Here is a 21,874-nt window from a genome sequence, read left to right on the forward strand (position 1 = left end):
CTCACCACCGCGGCCACCTGCGGGGGGGCGTTGGCGGCGCACGAGATTTTCAGCGGCTAGCCCAACTAAAAAAGTAGCCCCCACCAACCTTCTGGTTGCTGCGGGCTACTTTTTGGTCAGGTCAGTTGCCGTTCGGGTTGGGCGTGGAGGCGCCCGCGCCGGAGCCGGCAGCGGTGCCACCGATGGCGACCGGGAGCTCGCCGGTGACCAGGTAGACGACCCGGCGGGCCATCGCGACCGCGTGGTCGGAGATGCGCTCGTAGTACCGGCTGAGCAGGGCCATGTCGACGGCGACCTCGACGCCGTGCGGCCAGTGCTCGTCCATCATCAGGCGGAACTGGTTGGACCGCAGCTTGTCCATCTCGTCGTCGCTGGCCTCGAGCTTCTCGGCGGCCTCGACGTCGCGGGAGGCGATCACGTCACCGGCGGCGTCGACCATCTTGCCCGCCACCGAGCCCATTGCCTCGATCACGTCGTGCAACTCGTTCGGGATCGCGGGCGCCGGGTAGCGCATCCGGGCGATCTTGGACACGTGCGAGGCCAGGTCGCCCATCCGCTCGAGGTCCGCGACCATCCGCAGCGCCGCGACCAGCATCCGCAGCTCGTTGGCGACCGGGGACTGCCGGGCCATCAGCTCGAAGACCTTCTCCTCGACACCCTCACCGGCGGCGTCGAGCTGGATGTCGGCCGCGATGACCTCTTCGGCCTTGCGGATGTCGGCCTCCAGGAGGGCGGCCGTCGACCGGCGGACGGCGGTGGACACCGTTCGCGTCATCCGTTCCAGCTCGGCGAGGATGTCGTCGAGCTGCTCGTGGTAGCTGTCACGCATGGTGTTCGAATCCGATCTGTGGTGTCCGGTGCCGCGGGAGAGCACCCGCACGGTACCCGTCCCACCGGGACCGTATGCCGTCGAGGTTGCCGATCGGCGACGCGTGGTGAACGCCTGGTGAACAGTTGAGACGTGTCCCGGTCATCGGGTGCTCATTCGGTCTTTCCCTGCTGGTCGCCCGCGTAGCATCGTTGCCGTGGACCCCACGCTGGCTGCGGTGCTGGGCGGCGTCATCGGCGCGGCCCTGGCTCTGCTTTCGCTCGGGGCGATGATGCTTTCCGAGCGGGCTCAGCGCAAGATCCCGGAGACCTCGGATCCGATCGTCCCGGCCGGCGTCGCCACCGTGCTGTCGGTACTGCGCTCCTCGGCGGTCGTGATGGGCCCCGAGGACCAGGTCCTGCAGGCCAGCGCCCCGGCGCACGTGCTCGGCATCGTCCGCGGCGAGCGACTGGTCGTGGACGACATCCTCACGATGGTCCGCCAGGTCCGCCGCGACGGTGAGATCCGCCAGCAGGACCTGGAGATCGTCCGCGGCCGGCTCGGCGCCACGCAGTACGTGAGTGCCCGGGTGGCGCCGCTGGGCAGTCAGTTGGTGCTGGTCCTGGTCGAGGACCGGACCCGGGAGCGCCGCCTGGACGCGATCCGGCGGGACTTCACCGTCAACGTCAGCCACGAGCTGAAGACCCCGGTCGGCGCGCTGATCCTGCTCGCCGACGCGGTCTCCGAGGCCTCCGACGACCCGGAGGCGGTGCAGCGGTTCTCGGACCGGATGCGGGTCGAGGCCTCGCGGCTGAGCCGGCTGGTCAAGGAGATCATCGAGCTGTCCCGGCTGCAGGGCGACGACCCGCTCGAGAACCCGGGCCCGGTGGACATCAACGCGATCATCGAGACCGCGGTGGACCGCTGCCGGATCGACGCCGAGGACCGCGACATCAAGATCGTCGTCAAGACGGAGCCCGAGCTCGAGGTCCTCGGCAGTGAGGACCAGCTGTCGATGGCGATCGGCAACCTGGTCGAGAACGCGATCAACTACAGCCCCGACGGCACCCGGGTCGCGGTCGCCGCGCACCCGATCGGGGACCTGGTCGAGGTGACCGTGTCCGACCAGGGCGTGGGCATCCCGAGCAGCGACCTGGAACGCATCTTCGAGCGGTTCTACCGGGTCGACCGGGCCCGCAGCCGGGAGACCGGCGGAACCGGCCTCGGCCTCTCGATCGTGAAGCACATCGCCTCGATCCACGGCGGCGACGTGCGGGTCTGGAGCGTCGAGGGCCAAGGCTCCACCTTCACCGTGAGACTCCCGTTGCGGCTCGAACCCGCGCCGGGCCAGACCGGCTCCACCAGCCAGGAGGAACCGGCCATATCCCTGACGCCCACCCCGTCAGGTCAGATCGCAAAGGAGACAGCTTCGTGACCCGAGTGCTGGTCGTCGAAGACGAAGAGAGCTACAGCGACGCACTGTCGTACGTGCTGCGCAAGGAAGGGTTCGAGGTCGCCGTCGCGGAGACCGGGCCGGATGCGCTGGACGAGTACGACCGCGCCGGTGCGGACATCGTCCTGCTCGACCTGATGCTGCCGGGTCTGTCCGGCACGGAGGTCTGCCGGGCGCTCCGCAGCCGGGGCAACGTCCCGGTGATCATCGTGAGCGCCAAGGACACCGAGGTCGACAAGGTCGTCGGGCTCGAGCTGGGTGCGGACGACTACGTCACGAAGCCGTACAGCCCGCGTGAGCTGCTGGCCCGCGTCCGCGCCGTACTGCGTCGTGGCCAGGACGTCGAGCTGCTGCCGGACACCCTCGAGGCGGGGCCGGTCCGGATGGACGTCGAGCGGCACGTGGTGACGGTCGCGGGCACCGAGATCCGGTTGCCGCTGAAGGAGTTCGAGCTGCTCGAGATGCTGCTGCGGAACACCGGCCGGGTGCTCACCCGCGGTCAGCTGATCGACCGGATCTGGGGCGCCGACTACGTGGGTGACACCAAGACCCTCGACGTCCACGTGAAGCGGCTGCGGTCGAAGCTGGAGAAGGACCCGTCGAACCCGGCGCACCTGGTCACGGTGCGTGGCCTGGGCTACAAGTTCGAGTCCTGAGTCACACCCCCACACGTCGCGACGGTCTGTGGGGTTAGCTTAGGCTCTCCTTAGTTGAGGCAAGCTAAGGAGAGTCATTCATGTCCTGGTCCCGTACCAAGGTCGTCAGCGCGGTCACCACCGTGCTGCTCGCCACGACCTCGCTGGCCGCCTGCGGCAGTGACGGCGACACGAAGGCCGACACGTCGGGCGGTACGGCGTCGTCCGGGTTCCCGGTGACGCTGAAGAACACGTTCGGCGAGACGACGATCGAGAAGAAGCCGGAGCGGATCGTCACGCTCGGCTGGAACGCCCAGGACGTGGTCTACGCGCTCGGCGAGGCCCCGGTCGGGATGCCGAAGGTCACCTACGGCCAGACCGCCGACGGCGTCACCGCGTGGGACGCCGAGAAGTTCGACAAGTCGAAGACGACGCTGCTGGACGCCGGGGACAAGTACCCGTTCGAGCAGATCGCGGCGCTCAAGCCGGACGTCATCCTGGCCCCGTACGAGGGCTTCGACGAGGCGACGTACAAGACCCTGAGCGGGATCGCGCCGACGGTCGCGTACCCGGGGGCGCCGTGGCAGACCAGCTGGCAGGACCAGACGCTGCTGGTCGGCGAGGCGCTCGGCAAGAAGGCCGACGCGGAGAAGCTGATCACCGGCATCCAGGACAAGATCAAGCAGGTCGCGACCGAGCACCCGGAGTTCAAGAACAAGACCATCACGGTCGGTTCGTTCGGTCCGGAGAACTACATCTACATGCCGGGCGACCCGCGGGTCCAGATCCTGAACGAGATGGGCTTCAAGAACGCGCCGGGGGTCGAGGCGCTGGAGAAGACCAACACCAAGAAGGAGTTCTCGCTGACGGTCAGCAAGGAGAAGGTCGCCGACGTCGACGCCGACGTGCTGATCGCGTACGTCGACGGCATCGGCACCCAGAAGTTCCTGGCCGACCCGGTCTACTCGTCGCTGAAGGCGGTGCAGGGCGGCGGGGCCTACCCGCTGCAGGACCAGCAGGTGATCTCCGGGATGAGCGCGGTCAGCGTGCTCAGCGTCCCGTGGGTGCTGGACAAGGTGATTCCCGGCCTGTCCAAGGCAGCCGCGGCCAGCAAGGGTTGAGAGCGGGTACGGCGAGCCTCGGCCACAGGCTCGCCGTACCAAGCAGAACGGGCCGTCCCGCGCCGGGGCGGCCCCTTCTGTCGTAGGTGGGGACTACTCGGCCGAGGTGGGCGGCGAGTAGTGGTCGTCGGTGAGGACCGGGACGTAGGTGGAGATCGGCGCCGCGTGGCCGAAGCTGATCGTCACGTTGACCATCTGGCCCGGCTTCGCGCCGGTGACGACCACCGCGGGGCCGTTGTCCTCAGCGCCCGGCGTCGTGGCCGACGGGGTCTCGGTCGGACCCGCGCTGGGGGTCCCGGACGGTGTCGCGGACGGGGTGGTCGACGCGCCCACGGGCTCCGTCGAACTGCTGCCCGGCAGCATCAGTGCGGTGTGCGGCGCGAGGTCCACGGGGTCGCTCAGGCCATCGAACTTGACCGTGCCCGACTGCGGCTGGTCGCCACCGGCCTGGCCGTCCTGCGTCCCGGCCGGGGCCTGCGTGATGCTGACCAGTGTGTCGGCCACGTCGCCGTCGTTGACGATCACGCTGTGCAGTTCGCCCTTGCCTTCGGCGTCGGCCAGCACCAGCATGTTGCGGACCTTGATCTGGCCGGACTCGGCGTTCGTGCCCTCGGCGGCCTGGTACGGCTGCAGGGTCGGCGCATCGAAGCTCGCGCTGCACGCCGCCAGCGCGATACTGAGAGTGGCGGCGGCACCCGCCAGCGCGGTGCGCCGGGCGAACCGCGAGGACAACGTGATCGGCACTGGAATCCCTCTCGTGCAAGCTGAATCGAGCTGGTCTGCGACAACTGTGAACACCGTCAGGCGGCCGCCTCCGGCGCCCCACAGCGTAGCCCTCGGCCGTCCCGGGCCCGACGCCGGGATGCCCCGGCCGGGACGTCGCGGTGCTCCCGGACCGGTGCCCGGAGCAAAGGCCCACACGCGCACGAGGCACGCAAGCGAGCGTTTGTCAAGGCGGGAAGTGGGCTCTGACCAGCGCAAACGTCCCGACCGGACCATGAGCTACGTGGTAATATGGTTCTCGGAAAGGGGCACTTCACACATGACTTTCACAGTCGGCGAGACGGTTGTTTACCCCAATCACGGAGCGGCCGTCATCGAGGACATCGAGACCCGTCAGATCAAAGGTGAGGACAAGACCTATCTGGTCTTGAGGATCGTCGCCCAGAACGACCTGGTCGTCCGGGTCCCCGCGTGCAACCTCGATCTTGTCGGCGTGCGTGACGTCGTGGATCAGGCCGGCCTGGAGCGCGTCTTCGACGTGCTGCGTGCACCGCACACGGAGGAGCCGACCAACTGGTCGCGACGTTACAAGGCGAACCTGGAGAAGCTGCACTCGGGTGACGTGCTGAAGGTGGCGGAGGTCGTTCGCGACCTTTGGCGCCGGGAACGTGATCGTGGCCTGTCGGCCGGTGAGAAGCGGATGCTGGCGAAGGCTCGCCAGATTCTGGTCTCCGAGCTGGCGCTGGCCGAGCACACCAACGAGGACAAGGCCGAGGCCATCCTCGACGAGGTCCTCGCTTCGTAGTTCGGTCGAACACCAACCGAAGTAGTCCTGATGAGTAGCGCGGTCGTGATTCCCGCGGCCGGGCTGGGGCTGCGCCTGGGTGGCGACACCCCGAAGGCATTTCGAGAGGTCGGTGGCGACTCGCTGCTGGTCCACGCGGTGCGTGGGCTGCGGGCAGCGACCGCCGCCGACCTCGTTTGTTTCGTGGTCGCCGTGCCGCCCGGATCCGAGGAGACGGTCGGCAAGGAGCTCGAGCCGTACGTCGGGGACGCGCGGCTGCTCGTGGTCGCGGGCGGGGCCGAACGCCCTGCCTCGGTCCGGGCCGCGCTGGACGTGGTCCCGGTGGACGGCATCGACTGCATCCTGGTGCACGACGCGGCCCGGGCGTTCGTCCCGGCGGACGCCATCGAGCGCGTCGTCGCGGCGGTGCGAGCCGGCGCCGAAGCCGTCGTACCCGTGGTGCCGGTGACGGACACCATCAAGCGGGTCGGGCCCGGTGGCGAGGTGGTCGAGACGCCGGACCGTTCGACCCTGGCCGCGGTGCAGACGCCGCAGGGTTTCGCTCCTGAGGTGCTGCGGCGGGCGCATGCCGCCGGCGCGGATGCCGGTGTCACGGACGACGCGATGATGTGTGAGCGGCTCGGGGTGACCGTGCAGACGGTCGAGGGATCTCCGGACGCGTTCAAGGTGACGCGCCCGCAGGACTTGTTGCTGGCCGAAGCGCTGTTGGCGGAGAGGCGGACCTCGTGAAGCTCCCTCGGGTGGGCAACGGGATCGACGTACACCCGCTGGAAGCCGGGCGCCCGATGTGGCTGGCCGGTCTGCACTGGCCGGACGAACCTGCTGGGTTGTCCGGACACTCGGACGGCGACGCGGCAGCTCATGCCATCTGTACGGCGCTGCTCACCGCCGCGAAGCTGGGCGATCTCGGGTCGAACTTCGGCACGGCCGAGCCGGAGTGGGCCGGCGCCGCCGGGACCGCGCTGGTGAGCGAGGCGGCGCGACGGGTCCGGGCCGCCGGTTTCGAGATCGGCAACGTCACCGTCCAGATCGTCTGCAACCGGCCGCGGATCGGCACCCGCCGCGTCGAGGCCGAGAAAGTACTGTCCGCGGCCTGCGACGCAGAGGTCTCGGTCAGCGCCGCCACCACTGACGGCCTCGGCTTCCCCGGCCGCGCCGAAGGAATCGTCGCGATGGCGACAGCTCTTATCTACTGACCGGCTCCGAAGAGAACCGGGCCTCGCGCGGGTTCAGTTCGTTGCCCATCGGCTGGGTGAGCAGGGCGTAGAGCTCGGGGCGGCGGCCGCGAAGCCAGCGGCGTCCGGTTGCCAAGGGCACCAAGTCGACATCCAGGTCGGCGGGGACCACTGCCTCGATGCAGCTTGCGGTGCACGTGGACGTGCCCGTCGGGCAAGCAGACGGCGTACGCGTTGAAGAGCGTGCCGTCCGCGCTCTCCAGGAAGCCGACGCCGAGGCCGGCGCCGAGTTCCTTGGCGAGAGCAAGGACCCGGCTGACCAGCGGTCCGTCGGCCGGCTCGGCGAGTTCGTGCAGGCGCTCGGGGGTGTGCCGGCGGAGGTGCCAGTAGCCGAGCAGGCACAGCTCCGGGAACACCACCAGCCGGGCGCCGTCGGCGACCGCTTCCCGGGCCAGTCGTTCGACGGTGGCGAGATTGGCGGCGGGCTGGTCAGGAACGGCTTCGAACTGGACAACGGCTGCGCGGAAGATCGTCATACCTCCATCGAACGCCGCTCGATCCATGACGTCCAATAGTGGTTCTTGGGCTTTCCATATCCTGGGGTTATGGATCTCCGTCTGCTGCGGGCGTTCGTCACGGTGGCCAGACTGCGGAACTTCGGCGCCGCGGCGGCGGAGCTGTCGACCAGTCAGCCGGCGCTGACCAAACAGATCCAGGTACTGGAGCGCCGGCTCGGCGCGGTGCTGTTCAGCCGGGGCCGCAACGGTGCCCGGCTGACCCCGGCGGGAGAGCTGCTGCTTGCTGACGCTCTGGAGTTGCTCGCCCGGTCCGAGGCCTTCGAACGGCGGGCCGCGCAGGTGGCGTCCGGGGCGGAAGGATCGCTGGCGATCGGGTTCGGGCTGTCCGGGATCGAGCTGGCGCCCCGGGCGGTGGCGCTGTTCCGCAGCCGATGGCCGAGAGTGACGATCTCGCTGACGGACCTGCCGTCATCGGTGCAGTTCGAGCGGCTGCTGGCCGGCAGTCTGCAGATCGGGTTCGTGCGGCTCCCGGTCCCCGCCGGGCTCGAGCACCTTCGGTTGCGGCGGGACCGTCTGGCGCTCGCCGTACCGGCTGATCAGGGGCTGCCGCGGGACCTGGTCGGCTGGATCGACGCGCGGCCGCTGATCCGCCTGACCCCGCGACGCGGGCCGGGGCTGACCGCGCAGATCAACAGCCTGTACGCCGAACTCGGTTGCCACCCGCAAGTACTTCAGGAGGCCGACGACCTGCAGACCGTGCTCGCCCTGACCGCGGCGGGTGCCGGGCCGGCCGTCGTACCGCAGTCGGCCGAACGGATCGCGCCGCCCGAGATCCGGCTGGTCCCGCTGCCGGGGCGCGCGGCGACCTGGTGGACCGGGGCCGCGTGGGCGACCAGGACACCGCTGACGGAACGGTTCGTGAAGGCCGCGGTCGAGGTGGCCCGTTCGGGCTAAGGGCCCGAGGAGAACCCGGGATTGACGACCTGCTTGACCTGCCCGCCGAGCTTGCGTCGGTGCCGGGCCGCGGCGACCACGATGGCCGCCGCACCGAGCAGGCAGAGGATGCCCGCGACCAGGTCGACCTTCGCGTGGGCCTGGCCGACGAACTGTGCCTTCAGGATGTCGTGCGGGTCGACGATCACCTGCGCCCGGCCGCCCGGGAACTGATGCAGACGATCGGTGGTGAAGTCGTAGTGCCGGCCGTTCGGGCAGTCCACCGTGAAGTCCGAGACGCCGTAGGAGTGGTAGTCGCGCACCGTGCAGGTGAGCGTCTGGCCGACCTTCGCGAGCCCGACCGGCGTCGGCGTCATGAAGAACGGTACGGCGGCCAGTCCGCTGGCGAGCGCGCCGAAGTAGCCGTAGTACCCGCCGCCGAGGATCGCGATGCCGAAGGTGAAGAACGCGGCGCCGAGGACCATCACCAGTACCGCGGTCACGACCGAGTGTGGCGGGAACGTGGCGAGCAGACCGGCGACCACGAACAACGACGTACCGAACGCGATGTAGCCCCACATCGGCCCGTGCGGGGACCCGCGCCGCCGGAGTGGCTTCCCGGCGACGATCGCGATCGCGAGGATCGCCGCGACTCCGAGGAAGAACTCCAGCGGCACGTACTTCATCTGCGCCGCCGGGGAAGTGGCGGCAGCTCGTAGGAGTCCAGCCAGGCGGCGAACAGGTGCCGGAGCGCGTCCTCGTCGGGGCTGAACACGGTGGCCAGTGCGACGAACTCCGCCGTCGTGACCGAGCCGTGGCGATGGTTCCTGGTCCAGGTCCGCAGCAGCTCGAAGAACGCGTCGTCGCCGAGATGCCTCCGCAGGACGTGCAGGGTGATCGCGCCGCGCTTGTAGAGCCGGTCGTCGAACATCAGCTCCGGACCGGGATCCGACAGCAGCAGGTCCTGCTGGAGGCCGCGCAGCCGGGTGTGTGCCTTGGTCGCCTGCTGGTCGGCGGTGAGGCCGCCGGAATGCTCCGACCACAGCCACTCGGAGTAGCAGGCGAAACCCTCGTTGAGCCAGATGTGCTGCCAGTGCGCCGGGGTCAGGCTGTTGCCGAACCACTGGTGCGCCAGCTCGTGCGCGACCAGCCGCTCCGACCCGCGCCGACCGTCGACGTGGTTGCTGCCGAACACCGAGATGCCCTGCGCCTCCAGCGGAATCTCCAGCGGGTCGTCGGTGACGACGACCGTGTAGCCACCGAACGGGTACGGCCCGAACAGCCGGCAGAACAGCTTCATCATGTCCTGCTGACGCCCGAAGTCGTGCCGGAACGCGCGGATCTGCGCGCCCGGGAGAACGCCCCGGATCGTCACCGGCGAGGTCGCCACGTCAACCTCGTCGTACCGCCCGATCTGCACGGTCGCGAGGTACGTCGCCATCGGCGCGGCCTGGTCGAACACCCAGGTCGTGCGACTCGCCTTCACCCGGCGCGACACGAGCCGCCCGTTCGCGACCACCTGGTACGGCGAGTCGGTGGTGATCGCGATCCGGTAGTGCGCCTTGTCGCCGGGCTCGTCGTTGCACGGGAACCAGGTGGCCGCGCCGCTCGGCTGGCTGGCGACGATCACGCCCTCGGTGAGCTCTTCCCAGCCGAGCTCGCCCCACGGGCTGTCCTCGGGCCGCGGGTTCCCGTTGTACTGGACGTCGACCGAGAACTCCGAACCGTCCGGGATGTCCGCGGTGATGTAGAGCTTGCCCGACCGGTGACTGTAGCGGCGCGGGCGGCGGCCGTTCACCGACACCTTCGTCACCCGCAGGCCGTTCAGGTCGAGGCTGAACCGGGACAGCGCCTCGGTGGCGAAGGCGGTGATCGTCGCCTTGCCGCTCAGCCGGTTGCTGTTGACCCGGTAGTCGAGCTCGAGATCGTACGACTCGACCGTGTAGCCGGTGTTTCCATGGGTGGGCACATACGGGTCAACCATCAGCCCTGCCAGGGACCGATCGGGTTCCCTGCCCAGCGCGTCCCGGCCGGCACACCTTCACCACGCATCACGAGCGACACCGGCCCGATGGTAGCTCCGGCGCCGACGGCGGCGGCCGGCAGGACGATTCCGTGGGGCCCGAGGGTCGCTCCGGGCCCGAAGGTGACTGTGTTCATGGAGAGAACTCGATCATGAAAAAGGTGCGTCTGCAGCACGCAACCGCGATTCACCGTGGCGCCGTCGCCCAGGGTGACCAGATCCGCCTCCGGCAACCAGTACGTTTCGCACCAGACACCCTTGCCGATCCTGGCCCCGAGTGACCTGAGCCACAGGTTGAGCACCGGCGTACCGGCGGCGGCGTTCGCGAACCAGGGGGCGGCGACCAGTTCGACGAAGCTGTCGACGACCTCGTTGCGCCAGACGAACGAGCTCCACAGCGGGTACTCGACCGCGCGGGTGCGGCCGACGATCGCCCACTTGGCGACCGTTGCCAGCCCGCCCGCGACCGCTCCGGCGGCCAGGATCACCGCTCCGGACAGCAGCAGGGCCGGCACCGGGCCGAGCCAGATGTCGAGCGCCTGCAGCGCGAACAGCACGCCGAGCGCGATCAGGACCGTGCACATCATCGGCACGAACCGGCACAGCTCGACCAAGGCGCGCAAGACCTTGAGCTTGAACGGCGGGTTGAAGGTCCGGCTCTGGTCACCGGAGACGGCCTGGCGGCGCAGTTTCACCGGCGGCGACCCGAGCCACGACGTACCGGCCTTGGACTTCTTCGGGGCCGCGGACAGGACGGCGACCAGGCCGTTCTTCGGGACCGAACGCCCGGGGGCGGTCATCCCGGAGTTGCCGAGGAAGGCGCGCTTGCCGACCTTCGCGCCGGCCACGTGCAGCCAGCCGCCACCGAGTTCGTACGACGCGATCATCGTGTCGTCGGCCAGGAACGCGCCCTCGCCGACCGTCGTCATCTTCGGCAGCAACAGCACGGTCGACGCCTCGACATCGCGGCCGATCTTCGCGCCGAGCGCCCGCAGCCACCACGGCGTCAGCAGGCTCGCGTACAGCGGGAAGAGCAGCGTGCGGGCCGAGTCGAGCAGCCGCTCGGTCGCCCAGACCTGCCACCCGATCCGGCTCCGGACCGGGTGGTGGCCGGGCTTGATACCGATCCCGAGCAGCCGGACGCCGAGCAGCGTGAGGACGGCGATCGTCGCGAAGCCGACCAGCGTCATCAGCGGGATCGCGGTCAGCGCCTTCAGCGCGGCGTCACCGAGTGTCTGGGTGCCCCGCAGAGCCTGGCCGAGGACGATGAAGGCCGCAGCCGCGCCGGCGACCGGAATGAGTGACATCAGTGCGGACTGGGCGCCGTACGCCGCTACCCACCAGGGCGCCCGGGCCGGACGGTTCTCGGGCCACGGGTGCCGCGCGCGGCCGATCCGGGCCGCGGGGGAGCCGGACCAGCGCTCGCTCTCGGGGACCTTGCCGGAAACCGCGGAGCCGGCCATGATCTCGGCGTTCCGGCCGATCTCCGTCCCGGGCAGCAGCGTGCTCCGGGAGCCGACGACCGCCTCGGCGCCGACGGTGATCGAGCCGACGTGCAACCGGTCGCCGTCGATCCAGTAGCCGGCCAGGTCGACCTCGGGTTCGATCGAGGCGCCGCGGCCCATGGTGAGCATGCCGGTGACCGGCGGGAGCGTGTGCAGGTCGACGCCGCGGCCGACCTTCGCGCCGAGCGCGCGGGCGTAGTACGCGATCCACGGTGCGCCCGCGAGGTTGGCGGCGCCGGCCGCGTCGGCGAGGTTCTCGGCTGCCCAGAGCCGGACGTGGACGTTGCCGCCGCGTGGATACGTGCCGGGCTTGAGGCCGCGGAGCAGGATGCGGGCGCCGATGACGGCGATACCCATCCGGCCCGCCGGGCTGATCAGGAGCAGCCAGCCGGCCAGGATCCACCACCACGACACGGTCCGCGCCCAGGGCAGCGGGTCGACCAGCTCGGCGAGCAGGTTGTTCAGCGTGAACAGATAGACCAGCCAGCGGACGCCGACGACGGTCTGCAGGATCAGCGTCAGCGCGGTCTGCAGCAGTTGGGTACTGCGTGGCGTCGGCCGGATGTCGCGGATCTCCACCGGCTCCATCGCGGCCGGGCGGAAGTCGTCGAGACGCTCGGCGAGCGCGCCGAGCCGCGGGTACTCGTAGATGTCGCCGACGGTGACCTCGGGGTACCGCTCGCGGAGGGCCGAGACGAGTTGGGCCGCGGCGAGGCTGCCGCCGCCGTGCAGGAAGAAGTCGTTGTCCGCTCCGGTGACCTTGGCGCCGAGGACCTTCGTCCAGCGCTCGGCCAGCCAGCCCGCAGTGCCACTGAGCTCGGCGGCCGGGGCGTCGCTGTCCATCCCCGGCAGCGGCCACGGCAGCGCGTTGCGGTCGACCTTGCCGGATGTTCTGGTCGGCAGGGTGTCGACGATCGCGAGCAGCGGTACGAGGGCTGCGGGCAGGCCCTCGCGGAGCCGCTCGGTGGCCTTCGCGGTGTCGAAGCCGGCCGGCTCATCCGGTACGACGTACCCGACGAGAAGCTGATTACCCGCGGCACTGTTGCGTACGGCGGCTGCGGCGCCGGTGACCCCCGGGAGGGCCTGGAGGGCGGCGTCGACCTCGCCGAGCTCGATCCGGCGGCCACCGAGTTTGACCTGCTCGTCGGCGCGGCCCTGGAACAGCAGGCCCAACGGGTCGGACCTGACCAGGTCGCCGCTGCGGTACGCGCGTTCCCAGCCCAGCGTCGGCATCGGCGCGAACTTCTCGGCGTCCTTGACCGGGTCCAGGTACCGGGCCAGGCCGACGCCGCCGATGATCAGCTCACCGATCTCGCCGGTGGCGACTTCGTTGCCTGCAGCATCTACAACGGCGAGGTCCCAGCCGTCCAGCGGAAGGCCGATCCGGACCGGTCCTTCGCCGGTGAGCTGCGCCGCGCAGGCGACGACGGTCGCCTCGGTCGGACCGTAGGTGTTCCACACCTCGCGGCCGTCGACGGCGAGCCGCTCGGCCAGCTCGGGCGGGCAGGCCTCGCCGCCGAAGATCAGCAGCCGAACCTGGTCGAGCGCGTCCGCCGGCCAGAGCGCGGCCAGCGTCGGGACGGTCGAGACAATTGTGATGCCCTGGGCAACCAACCACGGACCGAGGTCCATGCCGGTACGGACCAGTGAGCGCGGCGCCGGGACCAGGCAGGCGCCGTGCCGCCAGGCCAGCCACATCTCCTCGCAGGACGCGTCGAACGCGACCGACAGACCGGCGAGCACCCGGTCGTCCGGGCCGATCGGCTCGTGCTGCAGGAACAGGCGCGCCTCGGCGTCGACGAACGCCGCGGCCGAGCGGTGCGTGACGGCGACACCCTTCGGTACGCCGGTCGAGCCCGAGGTGAAGATGATCCAGGCGTCGTCGGTGGTCTCCGGGCCGGACGTGCCACGCGGGGAGACCGGCGTACCGGAGGAGTCCATGCGGGCGGAGTACGGGTAGTCGAAGGCGCCGTTGGCGGCTTCGTTGTCAGTGATCGGCGGCTGCTGCGGGCGGGTGATCGTCAGCGCGAGTTCGTCACCGACGGTCGCCGCCACCGCTGCCTCGCCGAAGACCAGCTCGGCGCGCTCCTCCGGGTCGTCGGCGTCGACCGGGACGTACGCCGCTCCCGCCTGCAAGGTGCCGAGGATCGCGATGTACAGATCGTTGTGCCCCGACGAGATCCGGATGCCGACCCGGTCGCCCGGGCCGATCCCGGACGCGGTCAGCCGGTGCGCGAACTTGGTCGTCTGGTCCAGCAGTTCGCGATAGCTCAGGCTGACGCTGCCGTCGTCGAGCGCCGGCTCGTCGGCGTACTTGGTGGCTGTTTCCCCCAGCACATCAACCAGCGTTCGCGCGGCCGTCGCCCACTCCCCGCGTCGCAACGTCACGGCCGGATAATACGCCGCTCAGTTACCAGTTCGATAACCCGAAACGAACAAGTGGGTCCAACCATCAACCGTTTGCAGCGTCCCATCGCGCAGCGTGCGCGAACGTCTTGAAGGAGCGGGCGGGTCGGCCGAGTGCCTGTTCGACGTCGCCGGTCGGTTCAGCGGCCTGACCGTTGGCGATCGACACCAGGATGCTCGTGAGCAACTCGGCGCCGGATCGTGGGACTCCTTGAGCCACGTGCTGTTCGGTGTAGTCGGCGGGTTCCATGGCGACGTACTCGACGCGGCGACCGCTTGCCTCGCTGATGTGGTTGGTTGCTTCGGCGAAGGTGATGGCTTCGGGGCCGGTCAGTTCATAGGTCTTGCCGTCGTGGTTGGACGTCGTGAGGGCCCCGGCGGCTACGGCGGCGATGTCGTCCACGTCGATGAACGGAGTGCGGCCGTCGCCGGCGGGAAGAGCGAGGACCCCGCTGTGGACGGCCGAGCGCCACGCGCCTTCGCTGAAGTTCTGCGCGAACCAGTCGGGGTGCAGGATCGTCCACGCGGCGTTCGAACCGCGCACGGTCTGCTCGACGGAGTGCAGAGGGTGCGCGGGGTCGGCGGCGCGGGCAGCAGACAGCAGTACAAGGCGGCGTACCCCGGAGGTCAGAGCCGCCTCGGTGAAGCGCGCCAGTCGGCCGCCGGGGCGGACGGTGGGTTCCATCAGGTAGGCGGCGGTGATGCCGGTCAGTGCCGGCTGCCAGGTCGCGGGGTCATCGAGATCCAGCGGTACGTCGCTTCCGGCGCGGGACGCCGTACGGACGGAGTGGCCGGTTGAACGGAGGAGGTCGGCGACGCGGCGACCTGTGGTGCCGGTGCCGCCGAGGACCAGGTAGTTGTGCATGGAGTCCAGTCAACGACTGCAGGACTGGACGGATCCATGGGAGATCGTCGCCGATGCCTTTGTGATCGTCTAACCTCGGGCGTGTGGACGTGCTGAGCGACCTGCTGCAGCGTGCGCAGGCGAAGGACGCGGTGGCCCGGCAGATGATCGCCACCGCGCCGTGGTCGGTGACGTACGCCGACGTACCGTCGCTGTCGGTCGTCGCGACGCTCGGTGGTAGCGCCTGCCTTCGACTGAGTGACGACCTACGGACACTTGCGGCTGGTGACATCGCGCTGATCACCGGCGTCGACAGCTACACGATCGCGGACAGTCCGGAGACGCCGCCGTACTACGTCATTCGCGGTGGGCGGAAGCTTACGGTTGATGGTGAGCTGGTGGAGTGGCATGAGTTCCTGGCGCCGCGGACGTACGGCGACGGACTGCCCGGGGCGACGACGATGGTGCGAGGTGCGTACGACCTACGTGGTGCGGTCGGGCAGCGTGTCCTGGCGCTGCTGCCGCCGGTCGCCGTCGTGTCCGCTACACCGCAGACCCGTCCAGCGCTCGACCTCCTCACCACCGAGGTCGCACGCGAGGAGCCCGGGCAGGACGCCGTACTGCGGAGGCTCCTCGACTTCGTACTGGTCCTCGCACTCCGCGCGTGGTGCGCGAGCCCCGAGGCGAAGCTCCCGTCCTGGTACGAAGCCCTGACTACTGCCGGAGTGGGCGATGCGCTCCGTCTGATCCACGAGGACCCCGCACGCAGGTGGTCAGTCGCAGAACTGGCCTCCAAGGTCGGCCTCTCCCGCGCCACCTTCGCCGCCCGCTTCACCACCCACGTAGGCCAGCCACCCCTGACCTACCTGACCGCCTGGCGCATGACCCTCGCCGCCGACCTCCTCCGCACCACAACCGCCACCATCGCCACAGTCGCCCACCAGGTCGGCTACGAAGACCCCTTCGCCTTCACAGTCGCCTTCAAACGAGTCCACCACCAACCACCTACCACCTGGCGAAATGACCAGGGCTAGGCGACGACGTACACCTCGAGCAGGTGTTCGCGGTCGTTGGAGCCTGGGACGAATAGTTGGGTGTAGCCGGGCTCCAGTGGCGTCGGGTCCTCGCCTGCGAACAGCTTCTGCTTCTGTGAGGACCGCAGTGGCAGGCGGCCGGTCACTGCGAGCCACCACTGGCCAGACCGGTAGCTGATCGCCCCGTGCATCCGGCTGACTCGCGCATCGTCCTCGCCGACGCACACGTGGACCTCAGGGCGGTTTCGTCCGAACAGAATGGTGCGGTGCGGTCCGGGGTCGACGGAAACACCACCGCCTGCGGTCAGCACGAACAGCGTGCTGGGCTGGGCGTCAGGCACCCCTTGGGCCAGGCTGGCCTGCTCCTGCGGGAGTTTATAAATCGCGTCCATCTCAGACCTTCGCCGGCCGGTCGGTCACTTCACCAGGTCCGCGGACACCGCGAACGTGTCACAGGCCTTGTTGGCGCCGATGTTGAAGCCGTTCTGGATCCAGAAGCCCTGGCTGGTCGCCAGACCATGCGTGCGTTCGTCCTCCGGGGTGTCCGCTGACTCACCGAAGCTGTTGCTGGACTGCTCCTTGAACTCAGCCAGCCGATCCGTCAACGGATACGACTTCTCGACGGCCTTGCTGAACACTCCGCCGAAGCAGGAGGCCTGCAGCTCGTTCCGCCGCGAACTCTCCAGCTTCTGGTCCGGGTGGTCCTGCAGGTACGCCGCACGCGCGTAGAACAGACCGGTGACGCCCTGCACGTGGTGGCCGTACTCGTGCGCGATCGTCATCAGGTACGCCAGGTCCTGCTTCGGACCGAACGCACGGTTCATCTGCTTCACGTCGACGTACATCACCTGGTTGCCGTAGCAGTAGAACGCCAGCACGCGGCCGGACAGCGGCTGGAAGTTGCCGCAGGCGGTCGTGACCGGCTTGTCGAACACCACCAGGCCTGGGTCCGGCTTGTCCTGCCCGACTTCGTGGAAGACCGGGCGCCAGGCGTCGTTCAGGCACTTGAAGAGGCGCTGGTAGTAGACCTTCTGTACCGCCAGGCTGCCGTCACCGAGGTTCGCCGCTGGGCAGTTCTCCTCGGTGAGCGGGCCGGTGCGGTAGACGTCCGCGTTCAGCAGGTAGTCCTCGGCCGAGCCCTTCTCGGGGTTGGTCGACGGGGTCGGCACGATCGACGGGCCGGTCACTCCGGGCTCCGCTGTGTCCTGGCTGCTGCTGCCGCCGAGGACGGTGGCCAGCACCGCGACCGACACACCGATGAAGATCAGCAGCACGAAGCCGAGCAGGATCAGCCGGAGCGGCCCACCGCGCCGGCGTGGTGGCTGGAACCCGTTGAAGTGGCCCGGGCCGCCGTAGTACGGCTGCCCCCACTGACCGCCGTACAGCGGGCCCTGCATCGGACCGCCTTGCATGGGGCCGCCCTGCATCGGGGGACCTTGCATCGGCGGGCCCTGCATCGGAGGGCCTTGGAACTGGCCCGGGCGCGGCGGGAACTGGCCCTGCTGCGGAGGCCACGGAGCGGACTGCGGCGGTGGCAGGACGCCGGGCGGCGGGCCGAGCGGGCGACCCTGTGGCTGGCCCAGTGATTGGCCCTGCGGTTGGCGCTGTGGTTGCCCCTGCGGCGGGCCGCCGTAGCCATACGGGCTGCTCACAGCTTGGCCTCCATGCTCGTCGGTCACGCGGTCGGTCGGGTTCGCAGGGCGAACCGGCACGAGACTACTCTCGACCCATGTCACCGAAGCGCCGCCTCCTTCCGGCTGCCCTGCTGATGTCCCTGACCGCCCCGGTCGCCGCCCTGTTCGTTGCCCTCAGCCCGCTCTCCGCGCAGGCGGCCGGCCAGGCCGACGACCAGATCACGGCGTACACCGCGGACGCGACGCTCACCAAGGACGGTGCGCTGCAGGTCAAGGAGACCGTCGACCTGACCGCCGGCGGTACGACGTTCAGCCGGACGCTGGCCACCCGGGTCCGGTCCGACTCCGAGCGCGACCGCACGTACGACCTGAAGGACGTGTCCGCGACGGTGAACGGGCAGCCCGCGCAGGGCTTCCAGAACCAGAGCACCGACGACGGCCGCAAGCTGACGCTGAACGTGTCCGGCCAGTCGAAGATCGTCTACAGCTACACCGTGGACAACGTGGTCGCCGACTCGATCGAGGGCCGTGAGGTGAGCTGGCCAGTGGTCCAGGGCTTCGGTGTGTCGATCCCGAAGGCCGACCTGAGCATCAGCGTCCCGTTCGCGACCTGGGTGACCTGCTTCGCCGGCCGGACCGGTTCGAGCATGCCGTGTACGTCGTCGCAGCTGGCCGAGTCGGCGGCGCTGGAGATCCAGCAGAACGGCGTACCCGCTGGTGGCCGGGTGACGTTCCTGACCGGGCTGAGCGACCAGGCCACGGTGCAGCCGAACGCGAAGTTCGCGGACCGCTGGTCGCTCGGCCGGGCGTTCACGGTCGACTCGAGCACCGTCGGTCTGGCCGTGATCGTCTTCGGCATCGGGCTGCTCGGTGCGGTCGGGCTGTGGTTCTTCCGCGGCCGGGACGCGGCGAAGGTCCACGACGGCGGGCCGGAGCGCCCGGTGCTGGACGGCACCGACGGGCCGCAGTTCGCCGCGCCGGACGGCATTCGGCCGGGCCAGGTCGGCACGGTGGTCGACGAGTCGGCCGATGTCGTCGACATCACCGCCACGCTGCTGGACCTTGCCGTGCGCAACTACCTGACGATCGTCGAGCAGCCCCGGGAGTCGCACTTCGGCAAGCTGGACTGGGAGCTGCAGCGGTTGCACCCGGGCGGACCGGAGCTGCTGGCCTACGAGAAGGCCTTGCTGGACGCCGTGTTCGCCGACGGCGACACCGTGCTGGTCTCCGGGCTCGGCCCGTCGCTGCGCCCGCGCCTCAACCTGGTCCGCGAGCAGCTGTACGCCGACGTGGTCACGCAGGGCTGGTTCAAGAGCCGCCCGGACGCCGACCGGAACCGCTGGACCACTGCGGGCCTGGTGCTGCTCGGCGCCGGCGTCGTACTGACTGTGGTGCTGGCGATCGTCAGCAAGTTCGCACTGGTCGGTTTCGCCGTGATGGCGGCCGGACTGGTGCTCGCACTCGTCGGCCAGGCCGCACCGGCGCGGACCGCTCGCGGTGCCACCGTGCTGGGCCGAGTGGCCGGTCTGCAGCACTACCTGGCCAACGAGTCCTCGGCTGACCTGCCGGAGAGCCACCGGCTCGAGTTCGCGTCCCGCTGCCTGCCGTACGCCGCTGTGCTCGGGCTGACCGAGAAGTGGGCGCTCGAGATCGCGGCGACCGATGACGACGACGACCCCGACGCGGGCATCGGCTGGTACTCCGGTCCGGAGAACTGGCACCTGTCCGACATCGGGGAGTCGCTCAGCAACTTCGTGACCGCCTTCGGCGGTTCGCTGACCACCGCCCGTCGCCTCTTCGGCTGACGGGCGGCGGGCCAGCCCCGCGGTCTAGTTCACCCGGACGTCGGCCGCGGTGAAGGTGTTGCAGGAGTCCGGCTTCTTGCCGTTGAAGCCGGTGATCGACCACTGGTAGTTGCTCACCCGGTTGCCGTGATCGTGCACACGCGGCCGGGCGTAGTCGTCACCGGAGTGCGCGATCAGGAACTTCCAGTTGACCAGCAGCGGGCCGTTCATCGGGATGGCGGCCGCGTTCGCGCCCAGGTAGGCGGCGCCCAGGCAGGTCGCCTGCAGCTCCCGGCGGCGGCTCTCGGTGAGCTTCTGGTTCGGCGTCAGCGTCGCCTGCCGGGTCATCGACGCGGCGAGGATCCCGCTCAGCTTCTGTACGTGGTGCCCGTACTCGTGGGCGAACGTGTTCAGCATGATCGCGCGGGCGTACACCGGGTTCGCCTTGTAGTACCGGTTGTCGACGGCGAACGGGAGGTAGATCGTCTCGTTCGCACCGCAGTACGCCGCACGGACGCTGCGCTGGATGCCACACGGGGAAGGGGTCTTGCCGACGTACACGACGGCCTTGGGGTTGCGGAACGGCAGCTTGACCTTCGTCAGTGCCAGCCACCAGGTGTGGTTCATGCAGGGCAGCAGACGGTTGTAGTACTGCTGCGCCGCGGCGACCGTCACCGGGGCGAACGGCGGCTCCGTGCACTTGGCCGCGGCGACCGGGCCGATCGTGTACAGCTTGCTGTTCTTCACGACCTCGTCGGCCGTGGGTCCACGCGGGGCGGTCGGGGACGGGGACGGGCTCTCCGACGGCGACGGGGACTCCGAGGCCGGCGCCGACGGGCTGTTGTTCGCCTGCGGGTCGTCGTTGCCGCCGACGCTGCGGACGATCAGCGTGACACCGGAGCCGACCACCAGGACCGCGAGCACGACCAGGCCGATCAGCAGGCCGCGGGACAGCTTCTTCTGCTTGCGCCGGCGGCCGCCCGGGGGCTGCGGGATCGGGATCGGCGGGTACTGCCAGGTCGGCGCCTGCTGAACGGGCTGACCCATCGGGCCGTGCTGGCCGGGTCCGCCCGGCGCGGCGTGGCGGGGGCCGGACTGCTGCTGCGGTTGCGGTTGCGGTTGCTGTTGCTGTGGTGGGAGCGCGTTGCTCCACGGTGAGGATTGTTGCTGCTGGCCCTGACCTGGGGAGCCCCACAGGTAGGAGCCTTCGGAGTGCGGGCCGTTCTGCGGACGCTGGGGTTGCTGGGACGGCGCGGACTGCCAGGCGCTCGACTCCGACTGACCGGTGGCGGACCAGCCGGACGACTGACCGGAGTCGGACTTCGCCGAGTCGGTCTCCAGGCCCCACGACTGCCCTGCCCAGGAGTCCGACTGGTCGGACGCGGGCTGGTTCGGTGCCGGCCGCTGCGGAGCTGACTGGCCCGGCCCGGGCGGCGTCGGCCCGGACTGCCACGACTGCTGTCCCGGCTGCTGCCCGCTCTGCGCAGGACCCTGCTGGTTCGGACCCGACTGAGCCGCCCCGGACTGCCAAGAGCCCGACTGACCAGGACCGGACTGCGCGGGACCGGACTGCGCGGGACCGGACTGCGCGGGACCGGACGATGCGGTGCCGGACTGCGCCGGGCCGGACTGCCACGGGCTGGACTGACCAGGACCTGACTGTGCGGGACCGGACGATGTGGGGCCGGACTGGGCGGGATCCGACTGCCACGGGCTGGATTGAGCAGGACCCGGCTGAGTGGGACCGGACTGCCACGAGTTCGACTGCGCCGGACCAGACTGACCGGGACCCGACTGGCGCGGACCTGACTGCGCAGGGCCGGGCTGGTTGGGGCCGGAGCGGGGCGGCGGGCCGGAGTAGTTGCCGGACTGGTTCGAACCCCGCTGGGCCGGACCTGACTGATTCGGACCGGACTGCTGGGGACCCGACTGCGGGCCCGACTGGTTCGGGCCGGGCTGGTTCGGGTTCTGGGTGGGGACGGGCTGGTCGGGGTGTTCGCGGCGGACCGGGTTCCAGCCGCCGTCGAACCAGTTGTTGGCGGGCTCGTCGGACTGCGACGGGTTCTGGAACTCGCGCTTGGCCTCGTTGTCGCCGGACCACCACGAGGCGGCCGGCTGTCCGTCGCCGGGCCCCTGCCTCGCACCACCCTGGCCGCCCCGCGGACCGGAGTCCTCCCGAGCACCGAACCAGCTGCCGGGCGCCCCCTGGTCGCCGCCACCGCTTTGACCAGCGTTCTGGCCTGCGTTCTGACCTGCACCAGGACCGGCCGGGTCCTGTCCGGGACCGGTCTCCGGTGGGGGCGACGGCTGATGATCAGCCGGGTCGCTCCCCGGGGGCTGGTTCCAGTTGTCCGACATCGATGCTCCTCACGACCTTGCTTGGGTCTGTCTCCACGCTTTGTGGGGGCCCGAAGCCGCCTCCCCCTGAAACATCCTGCGCACCATCTCGCGCGACATACTCTGCGCGATCAGG

19 protein-coding genes are annotated in these 21,874 nt (G+C 69.9%); 9 read left to right on the forward strand and 10 right to left on the reverse strand.

Going from position 1 to position 21,874, the window contains the following annotated elements; translation table 11 throughout:
• Nucleotides 1-121 precede the first annotated feature (121 nt).
• Complete coding sequence (gene phoU, locus ACWGID_RS33095) at nucleotides 122-829, reverse strand: phosphate signaling complex protein PhoU (RefSeq protein ID WP_452203258.1); 708 nt, start codon at nucleotides 827-829, stop codon at nucleotides 122-124.
• Nucleotides 830-1,025: 196 nt separating this feature from the next.
• Here phoU and ACWGID_RS33100 point away from each other — a divergent pair, with 196 nt between their 5' ends.
• The 3 genes from ACWGID_RS33100 to ACWGID_RS33110 all read left to right on the forward strand — a co-directional run bounded on the left by ACWGID_RS33100 (nucleotide 1,026) and on the right by ACWGID_RS33110 (nucleotide 4,017).
• A complete protein-coding gene (locus tag ACWGID_RS33100) occupies nucleotides 1,026-2,243 on the forward strand; it encodes a sensor histidine kinase (RefSeq protein WP_452203259.1) in 1,218 nt (405 codons plus the stop codon).
• Nucleotides 2,240-2,917 (forward strand): response regulator, encoded by a 678-nt coding sequence (locus ACWGID_RS33105; RefSeq protein ID WP_184837161.1) that lies wholly within the window; start codon nucleotides 2,240-2,242, stop codon nucleotides 2,915-2,917. The genes ACWGID_RS33100 and ACWGID_RS33105 overlap by 4 nt, the downstream gene beginning before the upstream one ends.
• 80 nt (nucleotides 2,918-2,997) lie before the next feature.
• Nucleotides 2,998-4,017, forward strand: coding sequence for an iron-siderophore ABC transporter substrate-binding protein (locus ACWGID_RS33110; RefSeq protein ID WP_452203260.1), 1,020 nt, complete (start codon nucleotides 2,998-3,000; stop codon nucleotides 4,015-4,017).
• A 93-nt stretch (nucleotides 4,018-4,110) separates the two neighbouring features.
• On the opposite strand, the gene ACWGID_RS33115 is transcribed toward ACWGID_RS33110, so the two are convergent.
• Complete coding sequence (locus tag ACWGID_RS33115) at nucleotides 4,111-4,761, reverse strand: hypothetical protein (RefSeq protein WP_452203261.1); 651 nt, start codon at nucleotides 4,759-4,761, stop codon at nucleotides 4,111-4,113.
• Nucleotides 4,762-5,059: 298 nt separating this feature from the next.
• On the opposite strand from ACWGID_RS33115, the gene ACWGID_RS33120 reads away from it, so the two are divergent.
• Genes ACWGID_RS33120 through ispF form a run of 3 tightly spaced genes read left to right on the forward strand, consistent with a single transcriptional unit; the run spans nucleotide 5,060 to nucleotide 6,741 of the window.
• The gene (locus ACWGID_RS33120) at nucleotides 5,060-5,545 is read left to right on the forward strand and encodes a CarD family transcriptional regulator (RefSeq protein WP_130446326.1); all 486 of its coding nucleotides are present in this window, start codon (nucleotides 5,060-5,062) and stop codon (nucleotides 5,543-5,545) included.
• A 30-nt stretch (nucleotides 5,546-5,575) separates the two neighbouring features.
• On the forward strand, nucleotides 5,576-6,274 hold the full coding sequence (gene ispD, locus ACWGID_RS33125) for a 2-C-methyl-D-erythritol 4-phosphate cytidylyltransferase (protein WP_452203262.1): 699 nt from the start codon (nucleotides 5,576-5,578) through the stop codon (nucleotides 6,272-6,274).
• Nucleotides 6,271-6,741: a 2-C-methyl-D-erythritol 2,4-cyclodiphosphate synthase gene (ispF, locus tag ACWGID_RS33130; RefSeq protein WP_452203263.1), complete on the forward strand. Its 471-nt coding sequence runs from the start codon at nucleotides 6,271-6,273 to the stop codon at nucleotides 6,739-6,741. The genes ispD and ispF overlap by 4 nt, the downstream gene beginning before the upstream one ends.
• Here ispF and ACWGID_RS33135 read toward each other — a convergent pair.
• Entirely contained in the window at nucleotides 6,735-7,256 is a 522-nt protein-coding gene (locus tag ACWGID_RS33135) for a nitrilase-related carbon-nitrogen hydrolase (RefSeq protein WP_452203264.1), read from the reverse strand. The two genes, ispF and ACWGID_RS33135, sit on opposite strands and share 7 nt — an antisense overlap.
• Nucleotides 7,257-7,325: 69 nt before the next feature.
• On the opposite strand from ACWGID_RS33135, the gene ACWGID_RS33140 reads away from it, so the two are divergent.
• Nucleotides 7,326-8,192: a LysR family transcriptional regulator gene (locus ACWGID_RS33140; RefSeq protein ID WP_452203265.1), complete on the forward strand. Its 867-nt coding sequence runs from the start codon at nucleotides 7,326-7,328 to the stop codon at nucleotides 8,190-8,192.
• Here the strand turns inward: ACWGID_RS33140 and ACWGID_RS33145 are convergent.
• The 4 genes from ACWGID_RS33145 to ACWGID_RS33160 all read right to left on the reverse strand — a co-directional run bounded on the left by ACWGID_RS33145 (nucleotide 8,189) and on the right by ACWGID_RS33160 (nucleotide 14,970).
• Nucleotides 8,189-8,857: a hypothetical protein gene (locus ACWGID_RS33145; RefSeq protein WP_452203266.1), complete on the reverse strand. Its 669-nt coding sequence runs from the start codon at nucleotides 8,855-8,857 to the stop codon at nucleotides 8,189-8,191. The genes ACWGID_RS33140 and ACWGID_RS33145 overlap by 4 nt on opposite strands.
• A complete protein-coding gene (locus tag ACWGID_RS33150) occupies nucleotides 8,854-10,155 on the reverse strand; it encodes a M1 family metallopeptidase (protein ID WP_452203267.1) in 1,302 nt (433 codons plus the stop codon). The genes ACWGID_RS33145 and ACWGID_RS33150 overlap by 4 nt, the downstream gene beginning before the upstream one ends.
• Nucleotides 10,155-14,087, reverse strand: a complete 3,933-nt coding sequence (locus ACWGID_RS33155) for a Pls/PosA family non-ribosomal peptide synthetase (protein ID WP_452203268.1) — start codon at nucleotides 14,085-14,087, stop codon at nucleotides 10,155-10,157. The genes ACWGID_RS33150 and ACWGID_RS33155 overlap by 1 nt, the downstream gene beginning before the upstream one ends.
• A 64-nt stretch (nucleotides 14,088-14,151) precedes the next feature.
• Nucleotides 14,152-14,970 carry an NmrA family NAD(P)-binding protein gene (locus ACWGID_RS33160; RefSeq protein WP_452203269.1) on the reverse strand — a complete coding sequence of 273 codons (819 nt, stop codon included), beginning with the start codon at nucleotides 14,968-14,970 and terminating at the stop codon, nucleotides 14,152-14,154.
• Nucleotides 14,971-15,053: 83 nt separating this feature from the next.
• On the opposite strand from ACWGID_RS33160, the gene ACWGID_RS33165 reads away from it, so the two are divergent.
• On the forward strand, nucleotides 15,054-15,983 hold the full coding sequence (locus ACWGID_RS33165) for an AraC family transcriptional regulator (protein ID WP_452203270.1): 930 nt from the start codon (nucleotides 15,054-15,056) through the stop codon (nucleotides 15,981-15,983).
• Here ACWGID_RS33165 and ACWGID_RS33170 read toward each other — a convergent pair.
• Both ACWGID_RS33170 and ACWGID_RS33175 read right to left on the reverse strand, forming a co-directional pair.
• Nucleotides 15,980-16,375, reverse strand: a complete 396-nt coding sequence (locus tag ACWGID_RS33170) for a hypothetical protein (RefSeq protein ID WP_452203271.1) — start codon at nucleotides 16,373-16,375, stop codon at nucleotides 15,980-15,982. The genes ACWGID_RS33165 and ACWGID_RS33170 overlap by 4 nt on opposite strands.
• Nucleotides 16,376-16,399: 24 nt before the next feature.
• Entirely contained in the window at nucleotides 16,400-17,380 is a 981-nt protein-coding gene (locus tag ACWGID_RS33175; RefSeq protein ID WP_452203272.1) for a neutral zinc metallopeptidase, read from the reverse strand.
• A 332-nt stretch (nucleotides 17,381-17,712) separates the two neighbouring features.
• On the opposite strand from ACWGID_RS33175, the gene ACWGID_RS33180 reads away from it, so the two are divergent.
• On the forward strand, nucleotides 17,713-19,422 hold the full coding sequence (locus ACWGID_RS33180; protein WP_452203273.1) for a DUF2207 domain-containing protein: 1,710 nt from the start codon (nucleotides 17,713-17,715) through the stop codon (nucleotides 19,420-19,422).
• Nucleotides 19,423-19,446: 24 nt separating this feature from the next.
• Here the strand turns inward: ACWGID_RS33180 and ACWGID_RS33185 are convergent, their stop codons facing one another.
• Nucleotides 19,447-21,759: a neutral zinc metallopeptidase gene (locus tag ACWGID_RS33185; protein WP_452203274.1), complete on the reverse strand. Its 2,313-nt coding sequence runs from the start codon at nucleotides 21,757-21,759 to the stop codon at nucleotides 19,447-19,449.
• Between the last annotated feature and the right edge of the window lie 115 nt (nucleotides 21,760-21,874).

This window comes from Kribbella sp. NPDC054772, assembly GCF_053611945.1.